The following is a 14782-nucleotide window of genomic DNA, read 5'->3' as shown; positions in this document are numbered from 1 at the left end:
CTCGCGAGCTGCCGTCAGAGCGCTCCGTTCCCTGAGCAGACTGCCGACGAACCCGCCGAGCGCGCCCAGCCCCAGTCCGGCGCTCACCAGTCCGGTCCGGCTCATTGTTCGCATGGCCCCCGCCTCCCGCTCCGAGGTACTGCCAGGTGGATGCGTCCAAGCCCTCTCGCATCGTATCCACGATGCGATTGCCTCGACAGCGCCTGCAAGCAAAGAGCGAGCCGTGTCCGGTACCCACCGGACACGGCTCGCTCCGTACCGCTCACCAACGGTGCTGTCGCTGCCGAGCCTGGGCTCAGCCTTCCGCTTCCTCGGCGTCGCCCTCCATCAGACCCTTCGGCAGGACAGGTCCCTCACCGGGAGCAAGGCTGCCGAGAATACGCTCGAGGTCCTCCATCGAAGCGAACTCGACGGTGATCTTGCCCTTCTTCTGGCCGAGGTCGACCTTCACTCGCGTTTCGAAACGGTCCGAGAGCCGCGTCGCGAGGTCGGTCAACGCCGGGGAGACCCGGCCGCCGGCACGCGGCCCCTTGGCCCGCTGAGCCGCCTGCGGACGCGATCCCATGAGGGTCACGATCTCCTCGACGGCCCGCACCGAGAGCCCCTCGGCGACGATGCGGTGGGCCAGACGATCCTGCTCCTCCGAGTCGTCGACGGAGAGCAGCGCCCGTGCGTGCCCGGCGGAGAGCACACCCGCGGCGACCCTGCGCTGAACCGCAGGCGAAAGCTTCAGCAGCCTCAACGTGTTGGAGACCTGCGGACGGGATCGACCGATGCGGTCCGCCAGCTGGTCATGCGTGCAGTTGAAGTCCTTCAGCAACTGGTCGTAGGCGGCTGCCTCTTCCAGCGGGTTGAGCTGGGCCCGGTGGAGGTTCTCCAGAAGAGCGTCCAGGAGAAGCTTCTCGTCGTCCGTGGCTCGCACGATCGCCGGGATCGCCTCCAGGCCCGCCTTGCGACACGCCCGCCACCGCCGCTCACCCATGATGAGCTCGTAGCGTGCGGTGTCGATCTGACGCACCACGACCGGCTGCAGGAGACCGACCTCCTTGATGGAGGTGATCAGCTCGTGCAATGCATCGTCGTCGAAGACCTCACGCGGCTGGCGCGGGTTCGGCGTGATCTGGTCGAGGGGAATCTCCGCGAAGTGAGCGCCGATGGGCGGTGCCGGCACCTCCAGGAGGTCACTCGCCGACAGTTCCTCTGTTTCACGTGAAACAGACGGCAGCGTGGCGACCTTCGCCGCGGCCACCCCTCTGTCCGCCGTCAGTACCGGGACGGCGGCGGGGGAAGCAGAGCCCCCGCCTCCCACCGCGGCCTGCGCCGGGGTCTTCTCCGTGGGGGCAGCCGGGATCAGTGCCCCAAGGCCCCGGCCCAACCCCCTCCGTCGCTCACTCACTGGATCCCCTCCACCATGTTCGGGTTGTTCTGGGCGCCGTTATGGGCGTGTGTCGCGTCATAGCTGACACCGACGCCTTTCAGCGCAAGTTCTCGTGCAGCCTCAAGGTAGGAGAGGGCACCGCTCGATCCCGGATCGTAGGTCAGCACCGTCTGCCCGTAGCTCGGCGCCTCGGAGATGCGGACCGAGCGGGGAATGCTCGTCCGTAGCACCTCTTCGCCGAAGTGGGTGCGCACCTCCTCCGCGACCTGTGACGCGAGCCGCGTCCGGCCGTCGTACATGGTGAGCAGGATCGTCGACACATGGAGGTCGGGGTTGAGGTGCCCCCGCACCAGGTCGACATTGCGCAGCAGTTGCCCCAGTCCTTCCAGCGCGTAGTACTCGCACTGGATCGGGATAAGGACCTCGGCACCGGCCACCAGAGCATTGACCGTCAACAGGCCGAGCGACGGCGGGCAGTCGATCAGGATGTAGTCCAGCGGCTGTTCGTAGGCCTGAATCGCTCTCTGCAAACGGCTCTCTCGCGCCACCAGGGACACCAGCTCGATCTCCGCACCGGCGAGATCGATGGTGGCAGGAGCACAGAAGAGGCCTTCTACATCAGGGACAGGCTGTACGACTTCGGCGAGGGGACGACTGTCGACCAATACGTCATAGATGGACGGCACCTCGGCGTGATGGTCGATCCCCAGCGCGGTGGACGCGTTGCCCTGGGGGTCGAGGTCGACCACCAGGACACGGCCGCCATGCAGGGCCAAGGACGCGGCGAGGTTGACCGTCGTCGTCGTCTTACCCACCCCGCCCTTCTGGTTGGCGACCACGATCACACGGGTGTGCTCGGGACGTGGCAGGCCCTCGCCGGCGCGGCCCAGAGCCTCCACCGCGAGTTGGGCAGCACGACCGATCGGAGTGTCGTCCATCGGGGGCGGTGTTTCACGTGAAACATCCTCCCCAAACGACGACTCGGCACGGGGACCGGGGACCGGATCGGTCATCGGTCCCGCGATGTTGGCGTCGGACCGCAAGGATTCACTCTCCTCGACTTCAGGCTCGCAATGCACAGAGCCTCCCATGCCTTCGGGGTGGTGAACCAGTGAGGCCTGTCGTTCTGTGGAGAAATCCACCTCTGTGGACAACTCCCGTGCCTCATCGAGTGAACCGAGAGGCTTGCGGTCGCGCGGTTCGGCAGCGGCGCGGCCGCGGCTGATGATGCCGTGGAGCAGGGAGCGACGTTTCACGTGAAACACGATGCACGGCGGCCAGGTTGCCGTCTGCGCGACACCCCGATATGCGCACGTTTGGCTTCTACAGCGGGATATGCCCTCAGCGGGCCATCCGCGAGCAGCAGGTCCGCTGCTTCTGCCCGCATGGCTGTGCTGCCAGCGGCTGTGCCTCTGGGGGTGGGCCACGCGCCAAGACGGCACCGACCCGGAGAACGGCCGCCGTGGGAGGGACGGCGTGCGAACCCGGTCGGCCGGTGGCGAAGCAGCGCGGCGCTCTCTGGTGGGCGCTGTCCTCGCCGCTCTGCCGGTCACCGCGGCCCTGCCGTGGGACATCCGCCTGCCCTTCACCGACTATCTGCTCTCCTCCGCCGACCTGCGCACCGACGGGTGACTGCTCGCTCTCGGACCGGTGGTCGCAGTGATCACCTTGCGTGTGTCGCCATCCCGGCCTCCCCGATCCCGACCCGCACGGCGAGTACGACCCAGCGGCCTTGGTCCAGGTTGGGCACGTCGGCTGTGGCGAGCAGGGTGAGAGCGGTACCGATCACGCACGCACAGACGAAGCCCATGCGCAGTCGCGGGACGGAGACGAGTTCCGGTTCGCGCAGAGTCAGCACGATCACCAGCGGGCACCGCCCCGCCCGGTGGACCACCCGCTCGCCCAGCCAGGAGCGGAGCCGCTGAGCGGCGGGTGCCCTGCGGGGCGCGGCATGTGGACAGTACCGGTCCCTCTCTCGCCACTGTCGGGCTCACCAGCCCGCGTGGGGCCTGGCTGGCTCACGGCACCTGTCGGCGACGGCTGCCCGCTCTATGTCACCACCGGGCTGCTCGTGCGGCGGCGTCATCGTGGCCGTGGCGCTCCTGGCGGGGCTGTACGTGACGCTGATCGTCACACCCACACGCCAGGCGCACGCATGGGCCGAGGCAGCCCACGAGCACCCCTCTGGAGGGCGGACCGCCGACTAACCGCCCCACCGACGAACCGACCCTCGAAGGGTCGGCCCACGGCGGGCAGCTTGCGGACGAGCAGGCCTCCGACGGGCTCCCCGACGGAAAAACCCCGTCGGGGAGCCGACCGCACGGTGGCGGAGCGGTCGGACGGCCGGATCAGCGGCGCGGGGCCGGGACAGGCCACCCGGCAGGATCAGCGGCGACGCCGGGTCCGGCCGGTCCGCGCCGCCTTGGCGCGCTTGGCCGCGAAGCGCACACCGCCGGGGCTCTCGCCGACCTCGACCCGCACCACCGTGGACAGGGGATCGACGACGCCCTCCCCGACATGGAGGATCGAGGTGCCCACCGCGCCGAGCTTGCTCAGTGCCGTACCGGCGCTCTTCAGCTCCTCCTCGGCGGCGTCACCCTTGAGGGCGAGCATCTCGCCATAGGGGCGCAGCAGCGGAATCCCCCACGTGGCCAGGCGGTCCAACGGTGCCACGGCACGGGCGGTCACCACGTGGACCGGTGGAATCTTGCCCATGACCTCTTCCGCGCGGCCTCGCGCGACGGTCACATGGTCCAGGCCGAGAAGCTCGACGACCTCGGCAAGGAAGTTGGTGCGGCGCAGCAGCGGCTCCAACAGAGTGATCTTGAGATCCTCCCGGACGAGCGCAAGGGGGATGCCGGGAAGACCGGCACCGGAACCGACGTCGCACACCGTCACGCCCTCGGGCACGACCTCGGAGAGCACCGCACAGTTCAGGATGTGCCGCTCCCACAGGCGGGGCACCTCGCGCGGGCCGATGAGCCCACGCTGCACACCTGCCTCGGCCAGGAGCTCGGCGTACCGGACCGCATCGCCGTAGCGATCGCCGAACACCTCGCGTGCCACTTCGGGCGCGGGGGGGAGCTCCGCTGCCTCCGTCACGGGGACCGTCCTTCCGTACCGCATCAGCGCTGCTTCGAGCGCCGGCCACCAGAACTACCAGGCTGACAAAGACCGGCCCCGTCTGCGCAACAGACGGGGCCGGGGACGCGTGTATACCGAATCAGTTGGGCAGCACGACGACGAAGCGCTGCGGCTCCTCGCCCTCGGACTCGCTGCGCAGGCCGGCCGCCTTCACCGCGTCGTGGACGACCTTGCGCTCGAAGGGCGTCATCGGCTTCAGCCGGACCGGCTCGCCGTTGTTCTTCGCGTCGGCCGCGGCCTTCGCACCCAGCTCGGAGAGCTCGGCACGCTTGCCGGCCCGGTAGCCCGCGATGTCCAGCATCAGCCGGCTGCGGTCGCCGGTCTCCCGGTGCACGGCAAGGCGCGTGAGCTCCTGCAACGCCTCCAGCACCTCGCCGTCCCGGCCGACCAGCTTCTGCAGGTCACGGGGGCCCGCGTCGCTGATGATCGACACGGCTGCGCGGTCGGCCTCGACGTCCATGTCGATGTCACCGTCGAGGTCGGCGATGTCCAGCAGACCCTCGAGGTAGTCCGCCGCGATCTCGCCCTCCTGCTCGAGGCGGGTCAGGGTGTCTGCACCCTCGGCGGCGGCGGAGGTGGTGCCTTCCGTCACGGGATGGGCTCCTTCTGCTTCTTGGACGGCTACTTCTTGGACGGGGACTTGGGGCGCTGCGGGCCGCCCTTGCGCTGCCCGGACTGGGCCTTGCTGCGGCCCGCGGAACCGGGCTTCGCCGAAGGCTGGGTCCTGGCGGCGCCGGCGGCCCCGGAGGGCTTGTCGTCCTCCGGCTCGTCGGACTTGATCAGCGAGGTGGTCTCGCCGGCCGCCTTCGGCGCCGCGGACTGGCGCTGGGACTTCGACTGCCGCTTGGGCTGCTGGCGCTTCGCGGCGGCCGCGCTCGTGGGCGTGCCGTCCTCGGCCTGGGCGACAGCCTGTGCCTCGCCCCTGATCACGGCGCCGTCGGTCTGGGCCGCGAAACCCGCCTTCGTCAGACCGTTGATGAACTTGCGCTCGGCCTCGTTGCGGTCCCGGCCCTTGGCCACGATGGCCTTGACGATGGCCTTCTCACTGCGCCGACGCGTCTTGCCGTGGTGCGTGACGTGCTTGTACAGGCGATCCAGGTAGGCGGCCTGGGCCTTGGAACCCGGGGTCGGGTTGTTGCGGATGACGTACATCTGCTGGCCCATGGTCCACACGTTGGTGGTCAGCCAGTAGACGAGGACACCCACCGGGAAGTTGATGCCGAAGACGGCGAACATGACCGGGAAGACGTACATCAGCATCTTCTGCTGCTGCATGAACGGCGTCTTCACCGAGGTGTCGACGTTCTTCGTCATCAGCTGGCGCTGCGTGAAGAACTGCGAGGCCGACATCAGGACGATCATGACCGCGGTGACCACGCGGACGTCGGTCAGCGAGGCGCCGAGCGCCTCCACCTTTACCGAGCCGTCGGTGAACTTCGCCGCCAGCGGAGCACCGAAGATGTGCGCCTTGCGCGCGCTCTCCAGCAGCTGCTCGTTGATGACGCCGATCTTGTCGCCCGTCGCGATGCCGTTGAGCACGTGGTACAGGGCGAAGAAGAACGGGGACTGCGCCAGGATGGGAAGGCACGAGGAGAGCGGGTTGGTGCCCGTCTCCTTGTACAGCTTCATCATCTCTTCGGACTGACGCTGTTTGTCGTTCTTGTAGCGCTCCTGGATCTTCTTCATCTCGGGCTGCAGCGTCTGCATGGCCCGGGTCGACTTGATCTGCTTCACGAAGAGCGGGATCAGGCAGATTCGGATCAGGATCACCAGAGACACGATCGACAGGCCCCAGGCCCACCCGGTGTCGGGGCCGAAGATCGACCCGTACACCGCGTGGAACTGGACGATGACCCAGGAGACAGGTGTCGTGATGAAGCTGAAGAGGCTGGCAATCGTGTCCACTAATCATGCTCCTTGGGCATGGGACGGTGTCTCTGCGGCCGGGCTCGAAGAGAGGTCCTCGTCGGTGGCCGTTTCGGCGGCGGAGGTCCCGCCCTTGCGTGCACGCCAGGCGTCACGCAGCATTTCGTGCCACCGCGGGCGCTTGCGCGGCGGGACATGGTCCACGCCACCCAGCGACCACGGATTGCAGCGCAGGACGCGCCAGGCGGTGAGTGCCGTTCCCTTGATCGCGCCGTGCCGGTCGATGGCCGTGTAGCCGTAGTGGGAGCACGACGGGTAGTACTTGCACACCGGCCCGAGCAGCGGACTGATCGTCCACTGGTAGAGCTTGATGAGAGCCAGCAGCGGGTACTTCATCGCGCGCCCCCTCCCAGTAGCCGTTGAACGGCGGCGTCCAGGTCTTGGGCCAGCTGTGCGTGGTCGGCGTCGCCCGCCCCGGGCAGCGCCCGTACGACTACCAGGCTACCGGGGGGGAACAGGGTGACTCGATCGCGCATCAGGTGACGCAGTCTGCGCTTCACCTTGTTGCGCACGACCGCACCGCCCACAGCCTTGCTGACGACGAAACCCGCACGCGTCGGGGGAGCGCTCTCCCCAGGCGCGTGCGGGTCCGTGGCACCGCTTCGAAGGTGGACGACGAGAGTCGGGCGTCCGGCCCGACGGCCCCGTCGTACCGCGGTCGCGAAGTCCTCGCGCCGCCTCAGCCGATGCTCGGTAGGCAGCACGACGTCATGACCTGATCAGGCTCAGGCGGACAGATTGGCGCGACCCTTGCTGCGGCGGTTCGCAAGAATCGCGCGGCCGGCACGGGTGCGCATCCGCAGGCGGAAGCCGTGGGTCTTGGCGCGACGACGGTTGTTCGGCTGGAAGGTGCGCTTGCTCACTCGGGGGCTCCAGAAATCAATCGGTGGTGGCGGGGTGCCGTCCTGGCTGTCACCGTGCGCCCACGAGGTAGCTCGCGGTCAACGCCCGAGTGCACCGCTTCCCGATCACCTGACGCGATCTGTGCCCATCGGAGGCAGGCGGCAGCAGCCATCGACAACTCGACCTGGTTACGGTACGCGCGGCTACGCCATCCGGTCAAACCGGCGGTCACGGGGAGACACTGTCCACAGGCTGGGGACAACAACTTGAACCGTACCCGCCGCCCTGACTACCGTGGCCGGACTCCGATTCGTTCCTTTGTCCCTGCCCCCGCCCGATATGAATCCCCACCGTCCCACCACCACACGAACGTGGGACCCACGAGAGAGCGTGCCCTGTGGCTGACGTGCCTGCCGATCTTGCCGCAGTGTGGCCACGAGTACTGGAACAGCTCCTCGGTGAGGGCCGTGGCCAGGGCGTCGAGGTGAAGGACGAACACTGGATCCGGCGCTGCCAGCCGCTCGCGCTGGTGGCGGACACCGCCCTTCTCGCCGTCCCGAACGAATTCGCGAAGAACGTGCTCGAAGGACGCCTCGCCCCGATCGTCAGCGAGACGCTGAGCCGCGAGTGCGGCCGTCCGATCCGTATCGCGATCACCGTCGACGACTCGGCGGGCGAGCCCGCCCCGACGTCGAACGCCGTCCGCCAGCAACCGCGCTACGAGGAGCCCGAGCTCCCCGCCGGCCCCTACGAAGGACAGGACGGCCGGTACGACGCCCCGTACGAAAGCCAGTACGAGGGCTACGGCCGGCACCGCGCCGACCAGCTGCCCCCGACGCCGGGCGACCAGCTCCCCGGCTCGCGTGCGGACCAACTGCCCGCCGCGCGGCCCGCGTACCCCTCGGAGTACCAGCGCCCGGAGCCCGGCGCCTGGCCGCGTCCCCAGCAGGACGAGTACAGCTGGCAGCAGCAGCGGCTCGGCTTCCCCGAGCGGGACCCCTACGCGTCGCCGTCGTCGCAGGACTCCTACGGCGGGCCCGGCGCCCAGGACCCGTACGCGTCCCCGTCACAGGACTACCGCCCGCAGTCGGCGGAGCGGCCCCCCTACGACCCCTCGCCGTACGAGCAGAAACGCCCGGAGTACGACAAGCCCCGCTCCGACTACGACCAGCGCGACGGAGGCCGCCGGGAGCTGTCCGACCCGTCGCCCGGGCCTGGCCGTCCGCACCGCGGCGGTCCGGGAGGCCCGGGCCAGCCCGGCATGGGCGGCCCCGGACCGTCGGCCACCCAGTCGTCGCCGACGCCCGGGCCGGGTGAACCGACCGCGCGGCTGAACCCGAAGTACCTGTTCGACACCTTCGTCATCGGCGCCTCCAACCGGTTCGCGCACGCGGCCGCCGTGGCCGTCGCCGAGGCGCCCGCCAAGGCGTACAACCCCCTCTTCATCTACGGGGAGTCGGGTCTCGGCAAGACGCACCTGCTGCACGCCATCGGGCACTACGCGCGAAGCCTCTACCCGGGCACGCGGGTGCGCTACGTGAGCTCGGAGGAGTTCACCAACGAGTTCATCAACTCCATCCGTGACGGCAAGGGCGACAGCTTCCGCAAGCGGTACCGCGAGATGGACATCCTGCTCGTCGACGACATCCAGTTCCTCGCGGACAAGGAGTCGACGCAGGAGGAGTTCTTCCACACCTTCAACACGCTCCACAACGCGAACAAGCAGATCGTGCTGTCCAGCGACCGGCCGCCGAAGCAGCTGGTCACGCTGGAGGACCGGCTGCGGAACCGTTTCGAGTGGGGCCTGATCACCGACGTCCAGCCGCCCGAGCTGGAGACGCGTATCGCCATCCTGCGCAAGAAGGCGGTGCAGGAGCAGCTCAACGCCCCGCCGGAGGTACTGGAGTTCATCGCCTCGCGGATCTCGCGCAACATCCGTGAACTGGAGGGCGCGCTGATCCGGGTGACGGCGTTCGCGTCGCTCAACCGGCAGCCCGTCGACCTGGGCCTGACGGAGATCGTCCTGAAGGACCTGATCCCCGGCGGCGACGACTCCACGCCGGAGATCACCTCGACCGCCATCATGAGCGCGACCGCCGACTACTTCGGCCTCACCATCGAGGACCTGTGCGGCAGCTCGCGGGGCCGCCAGCTCGTCACGGCCCGGCAGATCGCCATGTACCTGTGCCGTGAGCTGACGGACCTCTCGCTGCCGAAGATCGGCGCGCTGTTCGGCGGACGGGACCACACGACGGTCATGCACGCGGACCGCAAGATCCGCAATCTGATGGCCGAGCGGCGTTCCATCTACAACCAGGTGACCGAGCTGACCAACCGCATCAAGAACGGCTGACGGCGCGCGGCGGCGCACGGAGCGCGGCGCACGGAGGCCCGGACGTCGGCTGAGGGCGTCCCCGGAGGAGTTCCGGGGACGCCCTTCGCCGTTCCCGCGACCGCCGCCGCAGGCCCACACGACGGCCCGCCCCAGGCCGCTACGGACCACCACTGACCACGAACGGCCACGCCGGCCACGACGGCCGTGACGGACCCGTCACGGCACGGGAAGCCGGTGGAAGGGGCCGGCCCGCAGAAGAGCCCTCCTGCGGGCCTTCCGGAGGGCCCACCAGGGGCCTGTGCGAGGGGTCCGGGGGGTCTTTCGTGGCCCGAAGGGGCCCGGCGCGGGCCACGAGGCATTCGTACAGCGGTCGCTCACCGCTCACCGGGTGTTCGAGCAACGGCCGGGGTTACGGCCGCCCTCCACAGATTCGGTGACTTTTTCCCGTCCACACCCTGGGGACTGCGAAGTTGTCCAGACTGTGTCCACAGGGGTCTTCGGTGCGGGACGATCTGAGCAGGTCACCTGGCTGTGGATTCGTGGACAAAGGTTATCCACAGCCTGTGGACGAAGAAGTGATCCACAGGCTGTGCGCGAAGTTGTCCACCGGCAACCCACAGGCTGAGCCCAGTTGTCCCCAGCGATCCCCGGCTTCTCCACATGTCTGTCCACTGTTCGGCAACAAGACGCGCCACCTCAGCACGTCGAGTGAAAGGCGTCACACGAAGTTGCCGAGGTGGCCTGTGGGTAAGACGGCGAAACCTGGGGACGACGCTGGGGACAAGTCGCCCCTCCCTGTGCACGGAGTGTGCAGAACTTTCCGTTCTCCACAGAAGGGCCTGGTTATCCACCGGCTCCGCCCACAGGGTCGGTGGATAAAAAATCGCCTCTGAGCTGGGAAAACGGGGTTATCCACGGTATCCACAGGCCCTACTACTACTGACAACTAGAGAGAGCGAGGAATCCGTTTCGAAGTGGGTCCTGTGCACAACTCGCTGTTCGGCGTCCGGCTGCCCCTCGTCACGACTTGACCCCGAGGGGCACCGACTGTCAGTGCGGTGCGTCAGACTGGTCCCCGATGGTTCTTCCCCTCACCGGGGCCGACCACACCGAGACAGACGACGAAGGCCAGGCAGGGCGAGAAGCGCCGGCAACAGCAGGAGGCGGCAAGAGTGAAGATCCGGGTGGAACGCGACGTACTCGCGGAGGCCGTGGCCTGGGCGGCGCGCAGCCTCCCGGCCCGTCCGCCGGCGCCTGTCCTCGCCGGCCTGCTGCTGAAGGCCGAGGACGGCCAGCTGAGCCTGTCGAGCTTCGACTACGAGGTCTCCGCGCGCGTCTCCGTGGAGACCGAGGTCGAGGAGGAGGGCACCGTCCTCGTCTCGGGCCGCCTGCTCGCGGACATCTGCCGCGCACTGCCCAACCGCCCGGTCGAGATCTCCACAGACGGTGTACGGGCGACGGTGGTCTGCGGCTCCTCGCGCTTCACCCTCCACACCCTGCCCGTGGAGGAGTACCCGTCCCTGCCGCAGATGCCGAACGCGACGGGCACGGTCCCCGGCGACGTCTTCGCCTCCGCGGCCGCCCAGGTCGCCATCGCCGCCGGCCGTGACGACACGCTGCCCGTGCTCACCGGCGTGCGCATCGAGATCGAGGGCGACACCGTCACGCTGGCCTCCACCGACCGCTACCGCTTCGCGGTCCGCGAGTTCCTGTGGAAGCCGGAGAACCCGGAGGCCTCCGCGGTCGCCCTGGTGCCCGCCAAGACGCTCCTGGACACCGCCAAGGCGCTCACGAGCGGCGACAGCGTCACCCTGGCGCTGTCCGGCGGCGGCTCGGGCGAGGGCCTGATCGGCTTCGAGGGCGCCGGCCGTCGTACGACGACCCGGCTCCTGGAGGGCGACCTCCCGAAGTACCGCACGCTGTTCCCGACCGAGTTCAACTCCGTCGCCGTGATCGAGACCGCCCCCTTCGTGGAGGCCGTCAAGCGCGTGGCCCTGGTCGCCGAGCGCAACACCCCGGTGCGGCTCAGCTTCGAGCAGGGCGTGCTCATCCTGGAGGCCGGCTCCAGTGACGACGCACAGGCTGTGGAGAGGGTCGACGCGCAGCTGGAGGGCGACGACATCTCGATCGCCTTCAACCCGACCTTCCTGCTGGACGGCCTGAGCGCCATCGACTCGCCCGTGGCCCAGCTGTCCTTCACGACGTCCACCAAGCCCGCGCTGCTCAGCGGCAAGCCCGCCCTGGACGCGGAGGCGGACGACGCCTACAAGTACCTGATCATGCCGGTGCGGCTCAGCGGCTGACCGGTCCCGGCGCCGGAGTCGGAGGTCGTCCACAGGCTGTGGTCGAGCGGGCCCCCGTCTGTGGACGAAGCCGCAGGTGAGCGGCGGGATGGGCGCCACGTTTGAGCGCCTGTGCCCACAGGTGTGCGTGACGGTCCGGGTTTAGGCTCGGAGGTGGGCACGAGGTGCCCCGCACGCACACAGCGACCTAAGGAACAACTGATGGAGCTCGGTCTCGTCGGCCTCGGCAAGATGGGCGGCAACATGCGCGAGCGGATCCGCCGCGCCGGCCACACCGTCGTCGGATACGACCGCAACCCGGACCTCGCCGACGTCCACAGCCTCGAAGAGCTGGTGGGCAAGCTCAAGGGCCCACGCGTGGTCTGGGTGATGGTCCCGGCCGGCGCCGCCACCCAGTCGACCGTCGACGAGCTCGCGGAGCTGCTGGAGCCCGGCGACGTCGTGGTCGACGGCGGCAACTCCCGCTGGACGGACGACGAGAAGCACGCCGGGGAACTCGCCGCCAAGGGCATAGGCTTCGTCGACTGCGGAGTCTCCGGCGGCGTCTGGGGCCTGGAGAACGGCTACGCGCTGATGTACGGCGGCGAGGCGGAGCACGTCGCCACGGTGCAGCCGGTCTTCGACGCTCTCAAGCCCGAGGGCGACTTCGGCGCGGTGCACGCCGGCAAGGTCGGCGCCGGCCACTTCGCCAAGATGGTCCACAATGGCATCGAGTACGCCATGATGCAGGCCTACGCCGAGGGCTGGGAGCTGCTGGAGAAGGTCGACTCGGTCACGGACGTACGCGAGGTCTTCCGCTCCTGGCAGGAGGGCACGGTCATCCGGTCCTGGCTGCTGGACCTGGCCGTCAACGCCCTCGACGAGGACGAGCACCTCGACAGGCTGCGCGGCTTCGCCCAGGACTCCGGCGAGGGCCGGTGGACCGTGGAGGCGGCCATCGACAACGCCGTGCCGCTGCCGGCGATCACGGCCTCCCTGTTCGCGCGGTTCGCCTCCCGTCAGGACGACTCGCCGCAGATGAAGATGATCGCGGCGCTGCGCAACCAGTTCGGCGGCCACGCGGTCGAGAAGAAGTAATCCACAGGGTCGCCCCGCGATCCACAACCCTGGGGGAGGTCGGCGACGACCATGCACGTCACGCATCTGTCGCTGGCCGACTTCCGCTCGTACGCCCGGGTCGAAGTCCCGCTCGACCCGGGCGTCACCGCGTTCGTGGGACCCAACGGGCAGGGCAAGACCAACCTCGTCGAGGCCGTGGGGTATCTCGCCACCCTCGGCAGTCACCGGGTCGCCTCGGACGCGCCCCTGGTGCGGATGGGCGCCGACCGCGCGATCGTGCGGGCGCAGGTCAGGCAGGGCGAGCGGCAGCAGCTGGTCGAGCTGGAGCTGAACCCGGGCCGGGCCAACCGGGCGCGCATCAACCGGTCTTCGCAGGTCAAACCGCGTGACGTGCTGGGCATCGTGCGGACGGTGCTGTTCGCGCCCGAGGACCTCGCGCTGGTCAAGGGCGATCCCGGAGAGCGCCGCCGGTTCCTCGACGAGCTGATCACCGCGCGCTCCCCGCGGATGGCGGGGGTGCGCTCGGACTACGAGCGGGTGCTCAAGCAGCGCAACACGCTGCTCAAGTCGGCGGCGCTGGCCCGTCGGCACGGCGGCCGTTCCATGGACCTGTCCACGCTGGACGTGTGGGACCAGCATCTCGCGCGCGTGGGCGCGGAGTTGCTCGCCCAGCGGCTCGACCTGGTGGCCGCGGTCCAGCCGCTCGCCGACAAGGCGTACGAGCAGCTCGCGCCCGGAGGCGGCCCCGTGACCCTGGAGTACAAGCCGTCCGCGCCGGGCGAGGCGCACACGCGTGAGGACCTCTACGGGCAGTTGACGCAGGCGCTCGCGGAGGCGCGCAAGCAGGAGATCGAGCGGGGCGTCACCCTCGTCGGGCCGCACCGGGACGATCTGACGCTCAAGCTGGGGCAGCTGCCCGCCAAGGGGTACGCCTCGCACGGGGAGTCCTGGTCGTACGCGCTGGCGCTGCGGCTGGCCTCGTACGACCTGCTGCGGGCGGAGGGCAACGAGCCGGTGCTGGTGCTGGACGACGTCTTCGCCGAGCTGGACGCCCGGCGGCGGGAGCGGCTGGCGGAGCTGGTGGCGCCCGGCGAGCAGGTGCTGGTGACGGCGGCGGTCGACGACGACGTGCCGGGGGTGCTCGCGGGGGCGCGGTACGCCGTGTCCGAGGGGGCGGTGGAGCGCGTATGAGCGGCGACGAGCCTGCCGCGAAGCGGGCGACGGAGCCGTCCGGCGTCGATCTCGCGCGCGTGGCGCTCAGGGCGGCGCGGGAGCAGGCACGCGCGCGGGGGGACGCGGCGCAGCAGAGGAAGCAGGCCCGGCGCGGGGGCGGACTGCGCTCCGGGGCGGGGGCGGACGGCCGGGACCCGATGGCGCTGGGCGCCGCGATCAACCGGCTTCTCACCGAGCGGGGCTGGGAGGCGCCGGCGGCGGTGGGCGGGGTGATGGGCCGGTGGCCGCAGATCGTCGGCGAGGACGTGGCCAAGCACTGTGAGCCGGAGAGGTACGACGAGGAGGAGCGGGCGCTGATCGTGCGCTGCGACTCCACGGCGTGGGCGACGAACCTGCGGCTGCTCGCCCCGACGCTCGTGGCGCGCCTGAACGAGGATCTGGGCCATGGCACGGTCCGGCTGATCAAGGTTCTCGGTCCCGGGGGCCCCACGCGTCGCTACGGCCCTCTGAGGGCCCCTGGAAGCACCGGTCCCGGCGATACCTACGGGTGACGTGCATCACGTCTTCGCTCGGCCGGGCGGTCCTGTCGGGACCGCCCGGCCTTCTTTTCGCGCGCCTGCG

At 69.5% G+C, this 14782-nt stretch carries 15 protein-coding genes; 6 read left to right on the top strand and 9 right to left on the bottom strand.

Features of this window, described 5'->3' with window-relative positions; all coding sequences use genetic code 11:
- Nucleotides 1-295: 295 nt before the first annotated feature.
- Together IE239_RS05975 and IE239_RS05970 are read right to left on the bottom strand one after the other, a co-directional pair.
- Nucleotides 296-1396 (bottom strand): ParB/RepB/Spo0J family partition protein, encoded by a 1101-nt coding sequence (locus tag IE239_RS05975; RefSeq protein WP_190148194.1) that lies wholly within the window; start codon nt 1394-1396, stop codon nt 296-298.
- Nucleotides 1393-2469 carry a ParA family protein gene (locus tag IE239_RS05970; protein WP_190148316.1) on the bottom strand — a complete coding sequence of 359 codons (1077 nt, stop codon included), beginning with the start codon at nt 2467-2469 and terminating at the stop codon, nt 1393-1395. Before IE239_RS05970 ends, IE239_RS05975 begins: the two co-directional genes overlap by 4 nt.
- A gap of 385 nt (nt 2470-2854) precedes the next feature.
- On the opposite strand from IE239_RS05970, the gene IE239_RS05965 reads away from it, so the two are divergent.
- Nucleotides 2855-3010, top strand: a complete 156-nt coding sequence (locus IE239_RS05965) for a hypothetical protein (RefSeq protein ID WP_190148193.1) — start codon at nt 2855-2857, stop codon at nt 3008-3010.
- A 31-nt stretch (nt 3011-3041) separates the two neighbouring features.
- Here the strand turns inward: IE239_RS05965 and IE239_RS05960 are convergent, their stop codons facing one another.
- The 7 genes from IE239_RS05960 to rpmH all read right to left on the bottom strand — a co-directional run bounded on the left by IE239_RS05960 (nt 3042) and on the right by rpmH (nt 7311).
- Nucleotides 3042-3242: a hypothetical protein gene (locus tag IE239_RS05960; protein ID WP_190148192.1), complete on the bottom strand. Its 201-nt coding sequence runs from the start codon at nt 3240-3242 to the stop codon at nt 3042-3044.
- A gap of 521 nt (nt 3243-3763) precedes the next feature.
- Nucleotides 3764-4480, bottom strand: coding sequence for a 16S rRNA (guanine(527)-N(7))-methyltransferase RsmG (gene rsmG, locus IE239_RS05955; RefSeq protein WP_190148191.1), 717 nt, complete (start codon nt 4478-4480; stop codon nt 3764-3766).
- Nucleotides 4481-4601: 121 nt separating this feature from the next.
- Entirely contained in the window at nt 4602-5114 is a 513-nt protein-coding gene (locus IE239_RS05950; RefSeq protein WP_190148190.1) for a Jag family protein, read from the bottom strand.
- Between the two features lie 29 nt (nt 5115-5143).
- Nucleotides 5144-6427 carry a membrane protein insertase YidC gene (gene yidC / locus IE239_RS05945; RefSeq protein ID WP_190148189.1) on the bottom strand — a complete coding sequence of 428 codons (1284 nt, stop codon included), beginning with the start codon at nt 6425-6427 and terminating at the stop codon, nt 5144-5146.
- 3 nt (nt 6428-6430) lie between these two features.
- Nucleotides 6431-6784, bottom strand: a complete 354-nt coding sequence (yidD, locus tag IE239_RS05940) for a membrane protein insertion efficiency factor YidD (protein WP_190148188.1) — start codon at nt 6782-6784, stop codon at nt 6431-6433.
- Nucleotides 6781-7152, bottom strand: coding sequence for a ribonuclease P protein component (gene rnpA, locus IE239_RS05935; protein WP_190148187.1), 372 nt, complete (start codon nt 7150-7152; stop codon nt 6781-6783). Before rnpA ends, yidD begins: the two co-directional genes overlap by 4 nt.
- A gap of 21 nt (nt 7153-7173) precedes the next feature.
- A complete protein-coding gene (rpmH, locus tag IE239_RS05930; RefSeq protein ID WP_018846094.1) occupies nt 7174-7311 on the bottom strand; it encodes a 50S ribosomal protein L34 in 138 nt (45 codons plus the stop codon).
- Between the two features lie 377 nt (nt 7312-7688).
- Here rpmH and dnaA point away from each other — a divergent pair, with 377 nt between their 5' ends.
- The 5 genes from dnaA to IE239_RS05905 all read left to right on the top strand — a co-directional run bounded on the left by dnaA (nt 7689) and on the right by IE239_RS05905 (nt 14712).
- A complete protein-coding gene (gene dnaA / locus IE239_RS05925) occupies nt 7689-9644 on the top strand; it encodes a chromosomal replication initiator protein DnaA (protein ID WP_190148186.1) in 1956 nt (651 codons plus the stop codon).
- Nucleotides 9645-10798: 1154 nt separating this feature from the next.
- The gene (dnaN, locus tag IE239_RS05920) at nt 10799-11929 is read left to right on the top strand and encodes a DNA polymerase III subunit beta (protein WP_109004585.1); all 1131 of its coding nucleotides are present in this window, start codon (nt 10799-10801) and stop codon (nt 11927-11929) included.
- 201 nt (nt 11930-12130) lie between these two features.
- Nucleotides 12131-13006, top strand: a complete 876-nt coding sequence (gnd, locus tag IE239_RS05915) for a phosphogluconate dehydrogenase (NAD(+)-dependent, decarboxylating) (RefSeq protein ID WP_190148185.1) — start codon at nt 12131-12133, stop codon at nt 13004-13006.
- Nucleotides 13007-13057: 51 nt separating this feature from the next.
- Complete coding sequence (recF, locus tag IE239_RS05910; protein ID WP_190148184.1) at nt 13058-14179, top strand: DNA replication/repair protein RecF; 1122 nt, start codon at nt 13058-13060, stop codon at nt 14177-14179.
- Nucleotides 14176-14712 (top strand): DciA family protein, encoded by a 537-nt coding sequence (locus IE239_RS05905; RefSeq protein ID WP_190148183.1) that lies wholly within the window; start codon nt 14176-14178, stop codon nt 14710-14712. Before recF ends, IE239_RS05905 begins: the two co-directional genes overlap by 4 nt.
- Nucleotides 14713-14782: the final 70 nt, after the last annotated feature.

Source organism: Streptomyces humidus (assembly GCF_014649655.1).
GTDB classification, from domain to species: domain Bacteria; phylum Actinomycetota; class Actinomycetes; order Streptomycetales; family Streptomycetaceae; genus Streptomyces; species Streptomyces humidus.
Note: the sequence above shows the minus strand (reverse complement) of the source record. Positions and strands in the feature narration are given on the sequence as shown.

Bases quoted from the DNA above. Each gene is read 5' to 3' on its own strand.
- IE239_RS05970 (WP_190148316.1), bottom strand. From the start codon at position 2,469: ATGGGAGGCTCTGTGCATTGCGAGCCTGAAGTCGAGGAGAGTGAATCC.
- gnd (WP_190148185.1), top strand. From the start codon at position 12,131: ATGGAGCTCGGTCTCGTCGGCCTCGGCAAGATGGGCGGCAACATGCGC.
- recF (WP_190148184.1), top strand. From the start codon at position 13,058: ATGCACGTCACGCATCTGTCGCTGGCCGACTTCCGCTCGTACGCCCGG.
- IE239_RS05905 (WP_190148183.1), top strand. From the start codon at position 14,176: ATGAGCGGCGACGAGCCTGCCGCGAAGCGGGCGACGGAGCCGTCCGGC.
- yidD (WP_190148188.1), bottom strand. From the start codon at position 6,784: ATGAAGTACCCGCTGCTGGCTCTCATCAAGCTCTACCAGTGGACGATC.